The organism is Pseudomonas salomonii (assembly GCF_900107155.1).
GTDB lineage: Bacteria > Pseudomonadota > Gammaproteobacteria > Pseudomonadales > Pseudomonadaceae > Aquipseudomonas > Aquipseudomonas salomonii.
The window spans coordinates 200,128-217,384 of sequence record NZ_FNOX01000007.1; the positions used below are offsets into that span (position 1 = coordinate 200,128).

Here is a 17,257-nt window from a genome sequence, read left to right on the forward strand (position 1 = left end):
GGCTTTCGGGCGCTGCATTCTGAGCAGCTATAAATGAGGCTTTGGTTGAAAGCCGGCCTCGGAACTTGCCAGACTGTCGCCCTGTTTTGTTGCCCTTTAACGGGCCGCTTAACACTGTAAGAACGTGGCCCAAAAAAGAAAAATTGGAGCATCACCAAATGAAGGCATTAGGTTTGAAGAACGCTGGCAAGACCCTCCTCGCCTTGTCCCTGTTGGGCGCAATGGCGGGCGCGGCCCAGGCAGACGATAAAGTCCTGCACGTATACAACTGGTCCGACTACATTGCACCGGACACCATCGCCAACTTTGAAAAAGAGTCCGGCATCAAGGTGGTGTACGACGTTTTTGACAGCAACGAGACCCTCGAAGCCAAGTTGCTGGCAGGCAAGTCCGGTTACGACATCGTCGTGCCGTCGAACAACTTCCTCGCCAAGCAGATCAAGGCCGGTGTCTATCAGGAGCTGGACAAGTCCAAGCTGACCAACTACGACAACCTGAACAAATCCCTGCTTAAAGCCGTGTCGATCAGCGACCCGGACAACAAGCACGCTTTCCCGTACATGTGGGGCTCGATCGGCATCGGCTACAACCCGGAGAAGGTCAAGGCTGCACTGGGTATCGACAAGATCGACTCGTGGGACGTGCTGCTCAAGCCTGAGAACATCGCCAAGCTCAAAAGCTGCGGTGTGAGCTTCCTTGATTCGCCAACCGAAATGCTGCCGGTGGCACTGCACTACCTGGGCCTGCCGACCGACACCCAGAAGAAAGCTGACCTCAAGCAAGCTGAAGACCTGTTCCTCAAGCTGCGCCCATCGATCGGCTACTTCCACTCGTCCAAGTACATCTCGGACCTGGCCAACGGCAACATCTGCGTAGCCGTGGGTTACTCGGGTGACATCCAGCAGGCCAAGTCCCGCGCGGCTGAAGCCGGTGGCAAGGTCAAAGTGGCCTACGACATTCCGAAAGAAGGCGCCGGTAGCTTCTTCGACATGGTCGCCATCCCTAAAGATGCCGAAAACGTCGACGCCGCCTACAAGTTCATGAACTACCTGCTCAAGCCGGAAGTCATGGCCTCGATCACCAACAGCGTGCGTTTCCCGAATGGTAACGAGAAGGCTACCGCACTGGTCGACAAAGACATCACCAGCGACCCGGGCATCTACCCGCCAGCCGATGTGCAGGCCAAGCTCTACGCCATTGCTGACTTGCCGGCTGCAACCCAGCGTGAAATGACACGCAGCTGGACCAAGATCAAGTCTGGTAAGTAAGCCTTAAAAGCTGTGGGAGTGGCTTGTGTGGGAGCGGGCTTGCTCGCGAAGACGGTGTGTCAGCCAGCGGATGTATCAACTGATACCCCGCTTTCGCGAGCAAGCCCGCTCCCACATAGCCCGTTCACACAAATTAAATGACAGAAAGTTTTGCCGGATCGGTTTATCGAGGGTAAGTTGCGCGCCGGTTTTGTTGCCGGGCAACAACTTTAAGGCCCAACTATTTAAGAGGACCTCCACTTGCCAATTTCTTTATTTCGCAAAGCCATGCTGGTGGGTGCAGGTATCACGCTGGCTGTGAGCGTGCAGGCCGCACCGACAGTGCATATTTATAACTGGTCGGACTACATTGGCCCGGACACCCTGGCCAACTTTGAAAAGGCGACTGGCATCAAGCCCGTGTATGACGTGTTTGATTCCAACGAAACCCTGGAAGGCAAGTTGCTCGCCGGTCGTACCGGTTACGACGTGGTGGTGCCGTCCAATCACTTTCTCGGCAAGCAGATCAAGGCCGGTGCGTTCCAGAAGCTCGACAAGTCATTGCTGACTCACTATTCCAACCTGGACCCGGTGCTGCTCAAGCGCCTGGAAAAGAACGATCCGGGTAACCAGTACGCCGTACCGTACCTGTGGGGCACCAACGGCATCGGTTACAACGTCGACAAAGTCAAAGAAGTGCTGGGCGTCGACCATATCGATTCCTGGGCCGTGCTGTTCGAACCGGAGAACATGAAGAAGCTCGCCACCTGTGGCGTTTCGTTCATGGATTCGGCCGATGAGATGCTGCCGGCGGTGCTCAACTACATGGGCCTGAACCCCAACAGCACCAACCCCGAAGACTACAAGAAGGCCGAAGAGAAGCTGCTCAAAGTGCGGCCCTACGTGACCTATTTCCATTCTTCCAAATACATCTCGGACCTGGCCAACGGCAACATTTGCGTGGCGGCCGGTTTCTCCGGGGATGTGTTTCAGGCCAAGGCCCGTGCGGCTGAAGCTGGCAAAGGCGTGAATATCGCCTACACGATTCCCAAAGAAGGCGGCAATTTGTGGTTTGACGTGCTGGCGATCCCGGCGGATGCCACCAACGTCAAAGAGGCCCATGCCTTCATCAACTATTTACTGCAACCTGAGGTGATCGCTCAGGTCAGTGATCAAGTCGGTTATGCCAACCCTAACCCAGGGGCGGACAAACTGATGGAGCAATCGATACGCACTGACGCAGCGGTTTACCCACCGCAGGCGGTTCTCGACCGGACGTTCGTCAACTTCGAGCTACCCCCGAAAGTGCAGCGTTTAATGACCCGTAGCTGGACCAAGGTCAAGACGGGCAAGTAAAGCTCAAACTATCCAAGGTTTCGCCCGTCTTGGGCGAACCTCAAATTTTGTTGGGAGTTTCGTAAATGGCAGTTGCCTCCGGCGCCTATAAGAAAGCCCTCGAGGGCGACCAGACACCGAAAAAGGTGTTGGTCAAAATCGACCGGGTCACGAAGAAGTTCGACGAGACGATTGCCGTGGACGATGTGTCCCTGGAAATCAAAAAAGGCGAGATCTTCGCCTTGCTCGGCGGATCGGGTTCGGGCAAATCCACCCTGCTGCGCATGCTCGCAGGCTTCGAGCGCCCAACGGAAGGTCGCATCTACCTCGACGGTGTGGACATCACCGACATGCCGCCCTACGAGCGGCCGATCAACATGATGTTCCAGTCCTACGCCTTGTTCCCACACATGACCGTGGCGCAGAACATTGCCTTCGGCCTGCAACAGGACAAGATCCCCAAGGCTGAAGTCGACGCCCGCGTGGCCGAGATGCTCAAGCTGGTGCAGATGAGCCAGTACGCCAAGCGCAAGCCGCACCAGCTGTCCGGTGGCCAGCGCCAGCGTGTGGCGTTGGCACGTTCCCTGGCCAAGCGCCCGAAACTGCTGCTGCTCGATGAGCCGATGGGTGCATTGGACAAAAAACTGCGTTCGCAGATGCAGCTGGAACTGGTGGAAATCATCGAGCGCGTGGGCGTGACCTGCGTGATGGTGACCCACGACCAGGAAGAGGCCATGACCATGGCCGAGCGCATCGCGATCATGCACCTGGGCTGGATCGCGCAGATCGGCAGCCCGATCGACATCTACGAAACCCCCACCAGCCGCCTGGTGTGCGAGTTCATCGGCAACGTCAACATCTTCGACACCCAGGTGGTGGACGATGCCGAAGGCCACGCGGTGCTCAAGTGCCCGGACCTGGACCGCGACATCTACGTGGGCTACGGCATCGCCACCTCGGTGGAAGACAAGTCGGTGACCTACGCGATCCGCCCGGAAAAACTGCTGGTCACTACCGAAATGCCGACCTGTGAACACAACTGGTCCAGCGGCAAGGTGCACGATATCGCTTACCTCGGCGGCCATTCGGTGTTCTACGTGGAACTGCCGAGCGGCAAGCTGGTGCAGTCTTTCGTGGCCAACGCCGAACGCCGTGGCCAGCGCCCAACCTGGGGTGACCAGGTGTATGTGTGGTGGGAAGACGACAGCGGCGTGGTACTTCGCTCATGAATATGAAGAAGTTCAAGCGGCGCTTGGATCGCATAATCCCCAATGGCAAGCAGGTGGTCATCGGGATTCCATTCCTCTGGCTGTTTCTGTTTTTCGCACTGCCGTTTTTCATCGTATTGAAAATCAGCTTTGCCGAAGCCGACGTGGCGATCCCGCCTTACACCGAGATCTACACCTACGTTGAGCAAAAGCTGCAAGTGGTGCTGAACCTGGCCAACTACAGCTTGCTGGCGGGCGACGAGTTGTACATCGCCGCCTACCTGGGCTCGCTGAAGATGGCGTTTTTCAGCACGCTGCTGTGCCTGCTGATCGGCTACCCGATGGCCTACGCCATCGCCACCGCGCGCAAAGAGATGCAGACCGTGCTGGTGCTGCTGATCATGATGCCGACCTGGACCGCGATCCTGATCCGCGTGTATGCGTGGATGGGCATCCTCAGCAACAACGGCTTGCTCAACGGCTTCCTGATGTCCATCGGGCTGATCAACGAGCCGCTGCAGATCCTCAACACCAACATTGCGGTGTATATCGGCGTGGTCTATTCGTACCTGCCGTTCATGATCCTGCCGCTGTACGCCAACCTGGTCAAACACGACCAGAGCCTGCTGGAAGCCGCATCCGATCTGGGTTCGAGCACCTTCAACAGCTTCTGGAAAATCACCGTGCCGCTATCCAAGAACGGCATCATCGCCGGTTGCATGCTGGTGTTTATCCCGGTGGTGGGCGAGTTCGTGATTCCTGAACTGCTCGGCGGCCCGGAAACCCTGATGATCGGTAAAGTGCTGTGGCAGGAATTCTTCAACAACCGTGACTGGCCGGTGGCGTCTGCCCTGGCGGTGGTGATGCTGGCGATCCTGATCGTGCCGATCATCCTGTTCAACCGCAGCCAAGCCAAAGAGCTGGAGGGCAAGATATGAAGCGCTTTCGTTTCTCCAGCTTCATGCTGGTCGCAGGCTTGTTGTTCATCTACCTGCCGATGTTGATCCTGGTGATCTACTCGTTCAACGAATCCAAGCTGGTGACAGTGTGGGGCGGTTGGTCGATCAAGTGGTACGTGGGCCTGTTGGACAACACCCAGTTGATGGGCTCGGTGGCGCGCTCCCTGGAAATCGCCTGCTACACGGCGGTGGCCGCGGTGGCATTGGGTACGCTGGCGGCCTTCGTGCTGACACGTATCAGCCAGTTCAAGGGCCGCACGCTGTTCGGTGGCCTGGTGACTGCGCCATTGGTGATGCCCGAAGTGATCACCGGTCTGTCGCTGTTGCTGCTGTTCGTGGCGATGGCGCAGATGATCGGCTGGCCCCAGGAACGTGGCATCGTCACCATCTGGATCGCTCACACCACGTTCTGCGCGGCGTATGTGGCGGTGGTGGTGTCGGCGCGCTTGCGTGAGCTGGACCTGTCGATCGAAGAAGCGGCGATGGACTTGGGCGCACGGCCATGGAAGGTGTTCTTCCTGATCACCATCCCGATGATCGCGCCGTCGCTGGCGGCGGGCGGCATGATGTCGTTCGCGCTGTCGCTGGACGACCTGGTACTGGCCAGCTTCGTCTCGGGCCCAGGTTCGACGACGTTGCCGATGGAAGTGTTCTCGGCGGTGCGTCTGGGGGTTAAACCCGAGATCAACGCCGTGGCCAGTTTGATTCTGCTGGCGGTTTCGCTGGTGACCTTCCTGGTGTGGTTCTTCAGCCGTCGGGCCGAAGAGATGCGCAAGAAGGCGATTCAACAAGCCATCGAAGAAGCGGCGGCGGACGGTTGGCAGCAACCGGACAAGCGCCGGGCGCCTGCGCCGGTCTAACCTGATAAAGATCGTTCCCACGCTCCGCGTGGGAACGCCTCCTGTGACGCTCTGCGTCACACTCCCAAGAGCGGACGCGGAGCGTCCATGGCTGCATTCCCACGCAGAGCGTTGGAACGATCTAGTCAGGCAGCCCACGGTGACTTGCGAATCACCTCGACAAAGTTCATCGGCTTGAACCCCGGCTCCTGATCCACCAGCACATCGGTCTTCACGTTGCCAAACGTGGTCTGCGGGCGATGACGCAAGCCGTCGGCAAACGCGCAGATGATGCATTCCTTGAAACCTTCACCGCGTGGATGCGCATGCACCACGGCTTCGCGCTGCACGCTGGAAAACGCCGCGTAGTCCATGCCCAGCACGTCCATCTCAACGCCTGCAGTCACCAACGCCACGGTCGGGCGCAAATGCTGCGGTACACCCGGCGTGGTGTGCAGGGCGATCGACAACCAGACTTGTTCGATATCGTCATCGCTCAGCCCGTAAGGCTTGAGGAACGCGGCCGCTGCGTTGGCGCCGTCCACTTCGAAACGCTCGTTGTCACTGCGATGGCCTTCGACCAGGCCCAGGTCATGGAACATCGCGCCGACGTACAGCAGTTCCGGGTTGTAGGCCAGTTGCTTGCGCTCACCGCTCAACGCACCGAACAGAAACACCCGGCGCGAGTGGTGGTACAGCAGGTCGGACTCGACGTCGCGGATGTATTCGGTGGTGGCCTTGGCCAGGGCGCTGTCCGGGATCTGGATGCCGGCGATGGCGTTGCTCATGGTCGTTCTCCTCAACAAAGCGCCGGGGGTGGCGCCGATGAGTGAAGTCTGGTCCCGTGCCCGCGATGGGGCTATCGCGGCGAGGGTGCGATGTCGGCCAATGTGGCGCCATATCGCGCCAGTCTGAATACTCTCTTGAGGCTTGAGTAGATCAAATGTGGGGGCGGGCTTGCTCGCGAAAGCGGTATGTCAGTTAATACCGGTGTCGACTGACCCACCGCATTCGCGAGCAAGCCCGCTCCCACAAGGGTTTTGTGTTTATTCAGTTAGAGAAAGGTGTTTGTGAGCATGGGCAAAACCGTCGCCATCCTGATCTTCCCCGGCGTCCAGTCACTGGACGTGACCGGCCCCATGGATGTGTTCTGCGAGGCCAACCGTTTTCTGCCGCCCGAAGACCATTATCAGCTTGAAGTGATCGGCCTGAGCCACGGCACTGTTCCAGCCTCCAACGGCCTGTCATTGCAGGCCCACAAGCATTACTGCGACGCCTTGCAAGCCTATGATCTGTTGCTGGTCGCTGGCGGCCCACAGCTGCCTTTCGAAGATTTCGGCGCCCAGTTTGATGATTGGCTACGCGGCGCCGCCGCCCGCGCACAGCGTTTCGGCTCGATCTGCAATGGCGCCTTTATGCTGGCGCGCGCCGGATTGCTGGATGGCAAAACCGTCACCACCCACTGGAACGACGCCGCCGACCTGGCGCGCCTGTGCCCCTCGGCCCAGGTCGAGGCCGACCGCCTCTACGTGCAGGACGGCAACCTTTACACCTCGGCTGGCGTCACGGCCGGTATCGACCTTTCGCTGTATCTGCTGGCTCAGGACCACGGCCCGGAAGTTGCGCTGAGCGTGGCCAAGCGCCTGGTGGTGTTCACTCAGCGCTCGGGCGGGCAGTCGCAGTTCAGCCCGTTCCTCACGCCCCACGCCGAAAGCACCTCGGCGGTGGCGTTGGTGCAGTTGTACGTGCTGGCCAACCTGACCGGGGATTTGGGCATCGCCGACCTGGCCAAGGCCGCCAATATGAGCGCGCGTAATTTTTCCCGGGTATTTGCCCGTGAAGCGCGCATAACCCCCGCCGAGTTTGTCGAGCGGGCGCGAGTAGACGCGGCGCGGGTGATGCTCGAAAGCAGCCCCGCACCGCTGAAAACCGTGGCCTACCAATGCGGCTTTCGTGACGCCCAGCACATGCGCAGTGTGTTCAACCGCCGGCTGGGCGTGACGCCGCAACAGTTCCGGCTTAACTTTGCGGCACCGGTGTGAGCGTGTCGTAGGCTTCCAGCGCGCGCAGCGAATAGATGTACGCAGCACCGGCATTCAGCGAGATGGCGGTGGCGAGCGTGGCGGCGACTTCTTCGCGGGTCGCGCCGGCCTTGATCGCCGCGTCGGCATGCGCGGCGATACAGCCGTCGCAGCGTGTGGTGATGGCCACGGCGATGGAAATCAGCTCACGGGTCTTGGCGTCGAGTACATTGTTTTCCTCGGCAGCCTCGCCCAGCGCCATGTAGGCTTTGACCATCTTCGGGTTGCTCTTGCCCAGCGCGCCAAAGGTTTTATTTACGTTAGCAAGCAAGTTGGACCAGTTATTGAACATTGCGGTAACTCCTGAACGGGTTGGGTGTGAAGCCAGTGTGCGCGGTTCAGGTTTGGCGCTTTTGTTCGATCCACTCACCTTTTTGATCGATGCTCGCAAATGAACTCCATCGACACCCTGATTGCGTTGGCCAACCTGCGCGGCAGCCTGGACCTGCGCTGCCAGTTCCAGGGCGCGTGGGCCATGGACCACGCGCCTGAGCCGCTGGGTGTGGCGCCGTATCACATTGTGCTGGCGGGCACCTGCCATGCCGAGTTGTCGGGTGGCCAGCAGGTGACGCTGGAGGAGGGCGACATTCTGTTGATGCCCGGTGGCGCGACGCACCTGGTGCGCAGCCAGGGCGTGCGGGTCAAACCGTTGGCGCAGACCGTTATTGAGGGCGGCCTGTTGCCGATCCACCGCCTGGGTGGTGAGCAACCGGACGTGGACATGCTCTGCGGCAGCTTTCGCTACAACCGCCAGTCATTGTTGTTCGGTGCGTTGCCGGACTACCTGGTGGTGTCCAGCCGTCAGTGGCAGGGCGATGGGCAATTGGCAGCGCTGATTGCCTTGTTGCGCAGCGAAGCGGACGGCCAGCAACTGGGCGCACGCTCGTTTATCGACGCGTTGTCGCAGGCCTTGTTCACCCTGATCCTGCGCACCTGGCTGACTCGCCAGGCGCCGGTGGCGGGCACCTTCGCCTTACTCGCCGACAAACGCCTGAGCAAAGCCTGGCAGGCGATGCTGGCCGAGCCCGGCCATGAGTGGACCATCGACAGCCTGGCGGCGGCAGCCACCATGTCGCGGGCCACCTTCATGCGGGCGTTTGTGAAAGTCGCGGGTGTGTCGCCGTGGGTGCTGCTGACCCAGCTGCGCATGGAGCTGGCGTTCAACCTGCTGCGCCAGTCGCGCCTGAGCCTGCTGGATATCGCCGCGCAGGTGGGTTACCAGTCTCAGGCGGCGTTCAGCAAGAAATTCAAGGAAACCTACGGCGAGGCGCCAGGGCGAATGCGGGCTCTTTAGTCGCTCCCACATTTTGACCGCGTTCCATGCGGCTATCGGGCAGGCAACAGCTTCAGCGTGCCACGGGTATTCGCCGTCACCTCTTCCTCACTGAAATGCGCCTGCTCGTACCCACCCTCGATATAGGTTTCCGCCTGGTCGCCATAGTGCGAATCAAACGGCACGCCGCTTTGCCCCACGGGGTTGATGGTCAACGCATGGGCCGGGTCGGCAAAGTCGATCAGGCGCCGGGTCGACGGGCCATAGGTCACGGGCCACGGCGCAGGGCCGATCATGGCCGATTGGTTATTTGGCACCTCGTGGGTGCCCGGCGCCGGGAATGGGCCGACGTTGAAAATCATGTCCAATGGCTTCTGCATGCCCAGCGGGTGGCCGTGGGTCAGGGTGTGGGCCTTGCCCCACTGCCATTGCGACGGGTCATCGCCAAAGGTGGCCTTGAGGTGCGCCAGGCTGTTGTCCCAGGCGAGTTTTACCGTGTCGGCGCGCTTGCCGTTCCACCACGGCGAATCCGCTGAGGCGGCCAGGCGTGGCAGTGCGGCGTCGATCACCCGCGTGGTGATCAGGGTTTTGAACATCGCATCGCCCAGTTTCGGGTGGAAGGCCGCGTCGGTGAGGTTGAACAGGAACTGGTTGAACAGCGTGGCACTGGTGGAGTCCAGCGGGTAGTCGCCTTTCCAGCTTGCAAGCTGCTCCACCAGTTTAAGCTGCGCCGGGTCCTTGACCACTTCACGCAGCACCGGTAACAGCGGCGCCAGCAGGCGTGGGCCGTAGGCGGTGGTGGTACCCAATTGCAAGGCCTGGCTGTTGTTCACGTCCCACTTCACGCTTTTGTCGCTCAACTGCGTGTTCAACTGCTGGCCGCGGTCGGCGAGGTTGTAGTAACCGGGGATCTCCATGCCAGTGGGCGAGGCCGGCTGGGCGTTGGCCGACACCACATAACCACGGGCCGGGTTTTCTTCCTGTGGGTTGGCGCTGAACGGGTAGAAGCCCAGCTTGTCGGCCTGGGCGGTACTGCCGTCGAGAATGAATGCCGGGTTCACGCCGGCCGGGCGGATCGGCAACTGCGCCGCCGCCCACCAGCCGATATCGCCCTTGGCATTCGCCCACACGATATTCAGGCCCGGCGCCGAAACCTTGGCGGCGGCGGCGCGCACCTTGGCCAGGGTGTCGGCGCGGTTGAGTTCGTAGAAGCCTTCGAGGATCGGGTCTTCGGTGTCGAGGAACGCCCACCACATGGCAATCGGCGTGCTGCCGGCATTCTCGCCCAGCACGTCATTGATGATCGGGCCGTGGGGCGACTGACGCAGGGTGAGCGTCACCGGCGCCTGACCCTTGACTGCAATCTGCTGTTCGCTGCTGGTCAGGTTGACCCATTGGCCGTGGTACCAGACCTGGTTGGGGTTGTCCGGGTTGACCTTTTCGGCGATCAGGTCGAGGTCATCGTTCTGGAACATGGTCAGGCTCCAGCCGAAATCCAGGTTGTGCCCCAGGAAGGCCACCGGCACCAGTGCGTTGTGATAGCCGTACAGCTCAAAGCCCGGCGCAGACAACTGCGCCTCGTACCACACCGACGGCACCGAGAAGCGAATATGCGGGTCGCCGGCCAGCAACGGCTTGCCGCTTTTAGTGCGGCTGCCGCTGATGGCCCAGGCGTTGCTGCCTTCGAACTGCGGCAAGCCGTTATCGGCCAGGGCCTTGTCGCTCAAGGCGGCGAGGGCGCCGAGGGATTTCCAGTCGCCGGCAGCCAGGTTGAGGGCGCCCTTGGGTTGCCAGTCGAGGTCGAAGACTTTCAGGTAGTCGCTGCCCAATTGATCGCGCACGTAAGTCAGCAGCGGCTCGGTACGAAACGCGGCCGCAAAGCTGTAGGCCATATACCCGGCGACGCTGATGGTGTCCTCGGCGGTAAAGCGTCGTTTAGGGATGCCCAGCACGTCAAACTCCATGGGGCTGGCGTGGCTGTCCTGATATTGGTTGATGCCGTCCAGGTAGGCTTGCAAGGCCTTCCAGGCTGCCGAGTCGTGATCCATGTGCTCGACGTAACTCAAGGCGCGCTCGCGAATGCGCAGGCTGCGAAACAGCTTGTCGGTCTCCAGCATCTTCGGCCCCAGCACTTCGGCCAGCTCGCCACGGGCCAGGCGCCGCATGATCTCCATCTGGAACAGCCGGTCCTGGGCATGCACGTAGCCCAGGGCGCGATACAGGTCGGTCTCGTTCTCGGCGCGAATGTGCGGCACGCCGCGGTCGTCATAACGCACCGTGACTGCGCCTTGCAGGTTGGCCAGTGTCTCGGTGCCCTGGCGGGTCGGTTGCTTGCTGTAGACATACCAGCCAGCGCCGGCCAAGAGGGCGGCAATCAGGATAGCGAGCACGGTCAGGCTGCGTTTCATGGACGGTCCTTGAGTCAGTCACCTTGAAGGTCAACGGAGTCTAATCGGTTTGGCGAGCACTGCGGGAAATGCTGATATGCCGCAGCGACAGCCGAGGTTCAAGTGCAGAATGTGTCGAGTCGCTACTATTGCGCCGGTCATCTTTGAGCTTTTTTCCATGACTTGCGCCACGCCACCTATCCCAGACTCCAGCCGCTCCGAGGCTGCCTATGCGTGCTGTCTGGAAGCGCCATCGTTAATCGGCCGGTTTTTGCAGCACCCGCCGGAGGGTTTTGACGCGCGGCTGTCCGCCCAGGGCCTGCCGTACTTCTTCACGCCATTCGACCTGCTGACGACGGCTGAAGACGAGTTCGCGAACCGTGTGCGCGGCTGGCCCGGGTTTGGTCTTTGGAATGCGTGGCTGCGCATCGACAGCTGCTTTGTCGGCACCACGGTCAGCGAATATTCGCCATTGCCCCGCAACGTACCGCCCCAGGACCTCGCGCAGTGGCTGCAAGAAGAGTGCGCACCGCAGCGCAAACTCATGGTCGTCAAAGATGTGCCCTGCGACTCGCCACTGCTGAGCGAGGCGGATAACCGCTACGCCCAAGCCTTGATCGAGGACTGCACCCGGCGCGGCTTTATCAGCCTGGAAGGCCAGGCGCTGGCCTATGTGCCGATCAACTTCAGCAACATCGACGAGTACCTGGCGCGTTTGTCCCACAGCCGTCGGCGCAATATCCGACGCAAACTGCGCAGCCGCGAAGCATTGCGGGTGGAAGTCTTGAACACTGGCGATACGCGCTTCAACGATGAGGCCTGGCTTGCGCAGTTGTACGGCCTGTACAAGGCGGTGTACGACCAGAGCGAGATCCATTTTGACCTGCTGACCCCGGCGTTTTTCCGCAGCTTGTTGCAGGACGCCGCCAGTAACGGGCGGGTGTTCTGCTACTGGCACTGCGACGAACTGATCGGCTACAACCTGTGCTACGTGGAGGGCGACAAGCTGCTCGACAAGTACATCGGGCTCAACTATCCGCAGGCGTTGGAGTTCAACCTGTACTTCGTCAGCTGGTTTGTGAACCTGGAATACGCCGTGGCCAATGGGCTGAAATTTTATGTGGCGGGTTGGACCGACCCGCAGGTCAAGGCCAGCCTCGGCGCCGACTTTACCTTCACCCGCCACTTGGTCTGGATCCGCAATCCGCTGCTGCGCAAGCTCGGCAACCGTTTCCGCCATTACTTTGAAAGCGATGCGCAGTGGCAGCAGGAGAAACCCGAATGAGCCAGGACCGCGCACCGCTGATCCTCGATTTCGACAGTGCCGTGAGTGACATTCCCGGCGCGATCACCTTGCCCCTGCAGGCCTGGCAGGAAAAAATCCGCTTCGGTTGCCGCTGGGCGCAGTTCAAGGAACTGGAAACCGCCCTGCACACGCAGATGCCCAGGGATTACGGTTGTGTGTTCACTGGCAGCGGCGATTATCACCACCTCAGCCAACTGCTGCTGAACCGCCTGCCGACGCAGCAGAAATTTCAGCTGATCATTTGCGATAACCACCCCGACAACATGCGCTACCCGTTCGGCATCCATTGCGGCTCATGGGTTTACTGGGCCAGCCGCTTGCCCCAGGTCGAGCATGTGCATGTGCTGGGCATTGGTTCGCAGGATATCGGCCTGGGTCACGCCTGGGAGAATCACTGGTCGCCGCTGCTCAAACGCAAGCTGACCTACTGGAACGTCAACGTCGACACGCGCTGGATGAACTGGATCGGCGCCGGGCAGAGCAACCGTGCGTTCAGCAACGCCGATGAGCTGATGCGTGCGTTCCTGGCGCAGTTCGACCGAACGCTGCCGGTTTACCTGTCCATCGACAAAGATGTGCTGAGCCCCGAAGTGGTCAACACCAATTGGGACCAGGGCGAGTTCCTGGAGCAGCATTTGAACGACCTGATCGACGCTTGCCAGGGCCGGATCATCGGTGCGGACATCACCGGCGATGTCTCGGCTTACCACTATGAGAGCAAGTTCAAACGCTGGTTGAGTGCCTCCGATGGCCAGGAAGAACTGCCGCCGGCGCAGGTGCAGATCTGGCAAGCACAGCAGAATGAGCTGAATGGCCGGCTGGTGGCCCGGATCAATCAGGGTTGGCGACAATAACTTTTAGCTGGGCGAATACGCGTTCGAAGTGTTCGTCCGTCAGCCAATGGCTGTTGCTGATCGACAGTGTGCGGCTGGCAAACGCCTGGGCCTGGCTAATGTCGCCGCCCGGTTGCAGCAAAGGGGCGACGGCGGGGTAGTCCGGCAAGGTGTGGATAAACAGGCGCGTCACGCCCAGCCCGGCCGTCCACAGTTGCGCCATGGCGGCATCACGCGCCTGTGCGGTCGGCATCAGCACCATTAAAAACGGCCAGGTGCCTTGCTGCCCCAGCCGGTCCATGATCACCGAGACGCCGGGCAAGTCATTCAAACGTGCTGCCCGGCGCAAGGCGCGAGTACGGCCTTGCTGCAAGTGGTCGGGCAAGCGCGCCAGTGCGGCGGCGCCGACCTTCTGCCGATAACCGCCGAGGCGGTGCAACGGGATATCGTTGATCGAAAAGTCATCGCCCACGGCGCCCACTTCATCGCCCTGTGCCAGCGCCGAGCGCAAGGCGTTGCCATACACGTAGTGCAAGCCGCGCGGTTGGTAAAGCAGCGCGTAAGCCCAGAGTTCGGCGCTGCGTTGCAGCTCCCAGCGCAGGCTGAAGGGCAGGTCCTGCGCGCACTGGCGGTGCAATGCCTGATGCAGCACCGGGTCGCGGCTGAACAGCACGCCGCCTTCGGCCGTGGTCAGGCCTTTGCCGAATGCCAGGCTGAAAAAACCCACGTCACCTTTAAGCCCGACGCTGCGGCCATCGTCGAGGGCGCCCAGGGCTTGGGCGGCGTCTTCGATAACCAGGGCGCCGACTGCCTCGGCAATACGCTTGGCGGCGTCTACATCCGCCACGCGCCCGGCCAGGTGGGTGACCACTACGGCCAGGGTGCTGTCGTCGCACAGTTGCTTGAGGTGTTGCTCGTCGAGGTCAATGCTGGCGGGCTGCAAATCACAGGGCACCACCCGCAACGGCGGGCAGTAATGCGCGGCCAAGGCCACCAGCGGGCAGGTGTACGCCGGCACAATCAGCCGGGTGCGGCCGGGCATGCGCTGCTGCAACACGCGCAGGGCGATGATCAGCGCGGCGGTGCCGGAGCAGGGCAGTGCAGGCAGTGGAATCGAAAACTGGCGGGCCAGCGACTGGGCGAGGTCGCCCGATAAACTGAGCAAGTCCCGCCCACGCAAGGGCAGGCCGGCGGTGGGCGGGATTTCCTTGTTCATGACACCAGTGGCTGCGAAGGCTCGGCCTCGACGGTTTTGCTCTCTTTGTCTTCACTGCGCGCCAGGCACAGGATGCCCGCGATGATCAGCGCGCCGCCGATGATTTTCGGCCAGGTCAGGGTGTCATCGAACAGCCAGACCGAGATCAGCGTCACGCTGATCAACTCCAGGTGCGAGGCCGCAAACGCAGGGCCCACCGGCGCGTACTTGAGCAAGGTCATCCAGGTAAAAAACGCGCCGATATAGCCGACAAAAGCGCCGTAGATCCACGGCGCGCCAAACACGCGCACAAGCCAGGCGGCATCCATGGTCAACGGTTCGGCATGCACCGAGGCAAATTTGAAACTGACCTGCGCCAAGGTGTCGAAAATGATCAGCGCGAGAAAACCCAGGATATAAAAACGTTTCATCATTCAAACCCTACGACGGTCACGCCACAGGCGATCAGCATGATGCCGATCAACCGCCATTTGCTCAGGCTTTCCTTGAACAGGAAACGCCCGGCAATCATGATCACCACAATGTTGATCGAGCCCAGCATCACGCCGACCGACAACGGCACCAGCGTGAGAAACGCCAGCCACAATACGAATTCGAAGACATAGCAGATCACCCCAAGCCAGATCCACGGGCGCTTGAGCATGTGCTTCCAGTGGGCGAGGCCGTCATGCTCGGCGCTGGCCGAGGCGGCGGCTTTGAACGCGAGTTGGCCGGACGTATCGACGATAACGTTGAGCATCCAGAGGATGATGGTTAACTGGCTCATGGAGTCTCGTGTCTGCTTGCAATGTCACTGGACGCTTACAATACAGGAGCCTGCCGGCCAGGTTAGCGGAGTTTGCCGCTCGAACAGCCGGCGTTCAGTTTGACGCCTTGCTCCACTGGCAATAGCAACCCACCGCCAGGGTGTGGGTGGCATCGACCTCGCGCCCGGCCTCCAGGGCTTTGAGGATAGGCTCGATAAAACTGTTGCTCGAATTGCACGTCAGCCCTTCGCTGTACGGCCCGAAATACGCGAGTTTGCCGCTGCGATCCCAAATGCCAACGGCCGGCGTTGCCGGCACTTGGTCGGCGCCGAGCAGGGCATCGAGCGGTTTCATTTTGCGCAAATTGTCGGGCAGTTGGCCGTGGCTGCCGGCCTTTTGCAGGGCGTAGAACTCAACGCCCTGGGGCGCGTATTGCTCGATCAGTTCACCCAGGTGCTGCTGGTTGCCGACGTTGCAGGGGCAGGCCGGGTCCCAGAAGTGCACCAGGCGAATCGGGCCGGGGCCTGCCAGTTCGGCGGGCAGGCGCAGGGCATCACCGGAAAACACCGCCGTGTGTTCGCTGAATGCGCGTAAATAGCGGCCCTGAAACCAGTCATAAGCCGCCCACAGCACGCCGGCGCAGATGACCAACAGCAGGCCGGCAAACAAGGCAGAGCGGTAGGGTTGTCGCATTCGGAACTATCCTCGAAGGTCGCGTAGCTTGCCATGCTTGCCCTGACAGATGAATATCGCAGCTCGATATTCATCTTCACCGTCAGTCTGGAAGCCTTTATGCCTGTGAGTTTTGACCCCGATCATCTGCGCGAGAGCTTGCGGCCACTGGTGGATGCGCAGCCGCTCAGCGTCGAGGCGCGGGTCTACCAGCGTTTCTATGGGCTGGACCTGGCGGCGCGCAAAGTGCCTGCGGTGAGCCGTTTGGGGCGCTTTGAGGTAGATGGCTTCCAGGTGGTGGCGCAGGTGTGGTGGCCGGCGGCGCCGGTGGCGACGATGTTCATGTACCACGGTTTCTACGACCATATGGGCCTGTATCGGCATGTGGTGGACTGGGCGCTGGATCAAGGTTTTGTGGTGATCGCCTGCGACTTGCCGGGCCACGGGCTTTCCAGTGGCGCGCGCGCCAGCATCGACGATTTTGCGGTGTATCAGAACGTGGTGCAGGGGTTGTTCGCCCAGGCCAAAGCCCTGCAACTGCCGCAACCGTGGCACCTGTTCGGGCAAAGCACCGGCGGCGCGGTGGTGGTGGACCATCTGCTCAACCACGGCGCCGACAGCCCGGCCCAAGGCAAGACCTTTCTGCTCTCGCCCCTGGTACGGCCGCGTGCGTGGGGTTGGTCGCAGGTCAGCTATTACCTGCTGCGCCCGTTCGTCAAAGGCATTGCGCGGCGGTTCAGCGAGAACACCCACGATCCCAAATTCAAACCCTTTCTGGAAGCTGACCCGTTACAGCCGCGCCAACTGCCCACCGCCTGGGTGGGCGCGCTGGCGCGCTGGATCAAGCGCATTGAGGCTGCACCGCGCAGCACTCGGCGGCCGGTGATCGTGCAGGGTGAGGAAGACATGACGGTGGACTGGCAGCACAACTTGCAGGTGCTGCGGAGCAAGTTCGACCAGCCGCAGGTGTTGATGCTGCCGCGTGGAAGGCATCATTTGGCCAATGAGATTCCGGAGATTCGCGAAGAGTATTTCAAATTCCTCACCGATCAACTGAAGTAACGCAATCTAATTGTGGGAGCGGGCTTGCTCGCGAAAGCGGAGTGTCAGTCACTGATTTGTTAACTGACCCACCGCTTTCGCGAGCAAGCCCGC

Annotated in this window: 17 protein-coding genes; 10 read left to right on the plus strand and 7 right to left on the minus strand. The window is 60.9% G+C overall.

The genetic code is table 11. The features are described 5' to 3' along the window. Positions 1–173 precede the first annotated feature (173 nt). The 5 genes from BLV67_RS17435 to BLV67_RS17455 all read left to right on the plus strand — a co-directional run bounded on the left by BLV67_RS17435 (position 174) and on the right by BLV67_RS17455 (position 5,609). A complete protein-coding gene (locus BLV67_RS17435; RefSeq protein WP_058421218.1) occupies positions 174–1,268 on the plus strand; it encodes a polyamine ABC transporter substrate-binding protein in 1,095 nt (364 codons plus the stop codon). 240 nt (positions 1,269–1,508) lie between these two features. Next, positions 1,509–2,603: a polyamine ABC transporter substrate-binding protein gene (locus BLV67_RS17440; RefSeq protein ID WP_065931821.1), complete on the plus strand. Its 1,095-nt coding sequence runs from the start codon at positions 1,509–1,511 to the stop codon at positions 2,601–2,603. Positions 2,604–2,668: 65 nt separating this feature from the next. Beyond that, positions 2,669–3,811 (plus strand): ABC transporter ATP-binding protein, encoded by a 1,143-nt coding sequence (locus BLV67_RS17445; RefSeq protein WP_003195240.1) that lies wholly within the window; start codon positions 2,669–2,671, stop codon positions 3,809–3,811. After that, positions 3,808–4,728 (plus strand): ABC transporter permease subunit, encoded by a 921-nt coding sequence (locus tag BLV67_RS17450; protein ID WP_065931820.1) that lies wholly within the window; start codon positions 3,808–3,810, stop codon positions 4,726–4,728. The genes BLV67_RS17445 and BLV67_RS17450 overlap by 4 nt, the downstream gene beginning before the upstream one ends. Then, the gene (locus tag BLV67_RS17455) at positions 4,725–5,609 is read left to right on the plus strand and encodes an ABC transporter permease subunit (protein ID WP_065931819.1); all 885 of its coding nucleotides are present in this window, start codon (positions 4,725–4,727) and stop codon (positions 5,607–5,609) included. Before BLV67_RS17450 ends, BLV67_RS17455 begins: the two co-directional genes overlap by 4 nt. A gap of 125 nt (positions 5,610–5,734) precedes the next feature. On the opposite strand, the gene BLV67_RS17460 is transcribed toward BLV67_RS17455, so the two are convergent. Next, positions 5,735–6,376 carry an HD domain-containing protein gene (locus tag BLV67_RS17460; protein WP_056860727.1) on the minus strand — a complete coding sequence of 214 codons (642 nt, stop codon included), beginning with the start codon at positions 6,374–6,376 and terminating at the stop codon, positions 5,735–5,737. A 288-nt stretch (positions 6,377–6,664) separates the two neighbouring features. Between BLV67_RS17460 and BLV67_RS17465 the strand changes: the two genes are divergently transcribed. Beyond that, positions 6,665–7,630, plus strand: a complete 966-nt coding sequence (locus tag BLV67_RS17465) for a GlxA family transcriptional regulator (RefSeq protein ID WP_069787094.1) — start codon at positions 6,665–6,667, stop codon at positions 7,628–7,630. Here BLV67_RS17465 and BLV67_RS17470 read toward each other — a convergent pair. Continuing rightward, a complete protein-coding gene (locus BLV67_RS17470) occupies positions 7,608–7,961 on the minus strand; it encodes a carboxymuconolactone decarboxylase family protein (protein WP_069787093.1) in 354 nt (117 codons plus the stop codon). The genes BLV67_RS17465 and BLV67_RS17470 overlap by 23 nt on opposite strands. 99 nt (positions 7,962–8,060) lie before the next feature. Between BLV67_RS17470 and BLV67_RS17475 the strand changes: the two genes are divergently transcribed. Then, a complete protein-coding gene (locus BLV67_RS17475) occupies positions 8,061–8,963 on the plus strand; it encodes an AraC family transcriptional regulator (protein WP_069787092.1) in 903 nt (300 codons plus the stop codon). Positions 8,964–8,995: 32 nt separating this feature from the next. Here BLV67_RS17475 and BLV67_RS17480 read toward each other — a convergent pair whose 3' ends face one another. Next, positions 8,996–11,350, minus strand: a complete 2,355-nt coding sequence (locus BLV67_RS17480) for a penicillin acylase family protein (protein ID WP_069787091.1) — start codon at positions 11,348–11,350, stop codon at positions 8,996–8,998. A gap of 157 nt (positions 11,351–11,507) precedes the next feature. Between BLV67_RS17480 and BLV67_RS17485 the strand changes: the two genes are divergently transcribed. Together BLV67_RS17485 and BLV67_RS17490 are read left to right on the plus strand one after the other, a co-directional pair. Next, positions 11,508–12,614 carry a GNAT family N-acetyltransferase gene (locus tag BLV67_RS17485; RefSeq protein WP_069787090.1) on the plus strand — a complete coding sequence of 369 codons (1,107 nt, stop codon included), beginning with the start codon at positions 11,508–11,510 and terminating at the stop codon, positions 12,612–12,614. Further along, positions 12,611–13,489, plus strand: coding sequence for an arginase family protein (locus BLV67_RS17490; protein ID WP_065931813.1), 879 nt, complete (start codon positions 12,611–12,613; stop codon positions 13,487–13,489). Before BLV67_RS17485 ends, BLV67_RS17490 begins: the two co-directional genes overlap by 4 nt. On the opposite strand, the gene BLV67_RS17495 is transcribed toward BLV67_RS17490, so the two are convergent. From BLV67_RS17495 to BLV67_RS17510, 4 genes are all read right to left on the minus strand, one after another. After that, positions 13,467–14,684: a DegT/DnrJ/EryC1/StrS family aminotransferase gene (locus tag BLV67_RS17495; protein ID WP_069787089.1), complete on the minus strand. Its 1,218-nt coding sequence runs from the start codon at positions 14,682–14,684 to the stop codon at positions 13,467–13,469. The two genes, BLV67_RS17490 and BLV67_RS17495, sit on opposite strands and share 23 nt — an antisense overlap. Continuing rightward, positions 14,681–15,094 carry a DMT family transporter gene (locus tag BLV67_RS17500; protein WP_065931811.1) on the minus strand — a complete coding sequence of 138 codons (414 nt, stop codon included), beginning with the start codon at positions 15,092–15,094 and terminating at the stop codon, positions 14,681–14,683. Before BLV67_RS17500 ends, BLV67_RS17495 begins: the two co-directional genes overlap by 4 nt. Then, a complete protein-coding gene (locus tag BLV67_RS17505; protein ID WP_026013873.1) occupies positions 15,094–15,450 on the minus strand; it encodes an EamA family transporter in 357 nt (118 codons plus the stop codon). The genes BLV67_RS17500 and BLV67_RS17505 overlap by 1 nt, the downstream gene beginning before the upstream one ends. 94 nt (positions 15,451–15,544) lie before the next feature. Further along, positions 15,545–16,123, minus strand: coding sequence for a DUF6436 domain-containing protein (locus tag BLV67_RS17510; RefSeq protein ID WP_069787088.1), 579 nt, complete (start codon positions 16,121–16,123; stop codon positions 15,545–15,547). Between the two features lie 99 nt (positions 16,124–16,222). Here BLV67_RS17510 and bipL point away from each other — a divergent pair, with 99 nt between their 5' ends. Further along, positions 16,223–17,164 carry a phospholipase BipL gene (gene bipL / locus BLV67_RS17515; protein ID WP_069787150.1) on the plus strand — a complete coding sequence of 314 codons (942 nt, stop codon included), beginning with the start codon at positions 16,223–16,225 and terminating at the stop codon, positions 17,162–17,164. The last annotated feature ends 93 nt before the right edge of the window (positions 17,165–17,257 follow it).

Excerpts from the sequence above, each read along its gene's own strand:
- BLV67_RS17445 (WP_003195240.1), top strand. The coding sequence starts at position 2,669 with ATGGCAGTTGCCTCCGGCGCCTATAAGAAAGCCCTCGAGGGCGACCAG.
- BLV67_RS17450 (WP_065931820.1), top strand. The coding sequence starts at position 3,808 with ATGAATATGAAGAAGTTCAAGCGGCGCTTGGATCGCATAATCCCCAAT.
- BLV67_RS17455 (WP_065931819.1), top strand. The coding sequence starts at position 4,725 with ATGAAGCGCTTTCGTTTCTCCAGCTTCATGCTGGTCGCAGGCTTGTTG.
- BLV67_RS17460 (WP_056860727.1), bottom strand. The coding sequence starts at position 6,376 with ATGAGCAACGCCATCGCCGGCATCCAGATCCCGGACAGCGCCCTGGCC.
- BLV67_RS17465 (WP_069787094.1), top strand. The coding sequence starts at position 6,665 with ATGGGCAAAACCGTCGCCATCCTGATCTTCCCCGGCGTCCAGTCACTG.
- BLV67_RS17470 (WP_069787093.1), bottom strand. The coding sequence starts at position 7,961 with ATGTTCAATAACTGGTCCAACTTGCTTGCTAACGTAAATAAAACCTTT.
- BLV67_RS17475 (WP_069787092.1), top strand. The coding sequence starts at position 8,061 with ATGAACTCCATCGACACCCTGATTGCGTTGGCCAACCTGCGCGGCAGC.
- BLV67_RS17480 (WP_069787091.1), bottom strand. The coding sequence starts at position 11,350 with ATGAAACGCAGCCTGACCGTGCTCGCTATCCTGATTGCCGCCCTCTTG.
- BLV67_RS17485 (WP_069787090.1), top strand. The coding sequence starts at position 11,508 with ATGACTTGCGCCACGCCACCTATCCCAGACTCCAGCCGCTCCGAGGCT.
- BLV67_RS17490 (WP_065931813.1), top strand. The coding sequence starts at position 12,611 with ATGAGCCAGGACCGCGCACCGCTGATCCTCGATTTCGACAGTGCCGTG.
- BLV67_RS17495 (WP_069787089.1), bottom strand. The coding sequence starts at position 14,684 with ATGAACAAGGAAATCCCGCCCACCGCCGGCCTGCCCTTGCGTGGGCGG.
- BLV67_RS17500 (WP_065931811.1), bottom strand. The coding sequence starts at position 15,094 with ATGAAACGTTTTTATATCCTGGGTTTTCTCGCGCTGATCATTTTCGAC.
- BLV67_RS17505 (WP_026013873.1), bottom strand. The coding sequence starts at position 15,450 with ATGAGCCAGTTAACCATCATCCTCTGGATGCTCAACGTTATCGTCGAT.
- BLV67_RS17510 (WP_069787088.1), bottom strand. The coding sequence starts at position 16,123 with ATGCGACAACCCTACCGCTCTGCCTTGTTTGCCGGCCTGCTGTTGGTC.
- bipL (WP_069787150.1), top strand. The coding sequence starts at position 16,223 with ATGCCTGTGAGTTTTGACCCCGATCATCTGCGCGAGAGCTTGCGGCCA.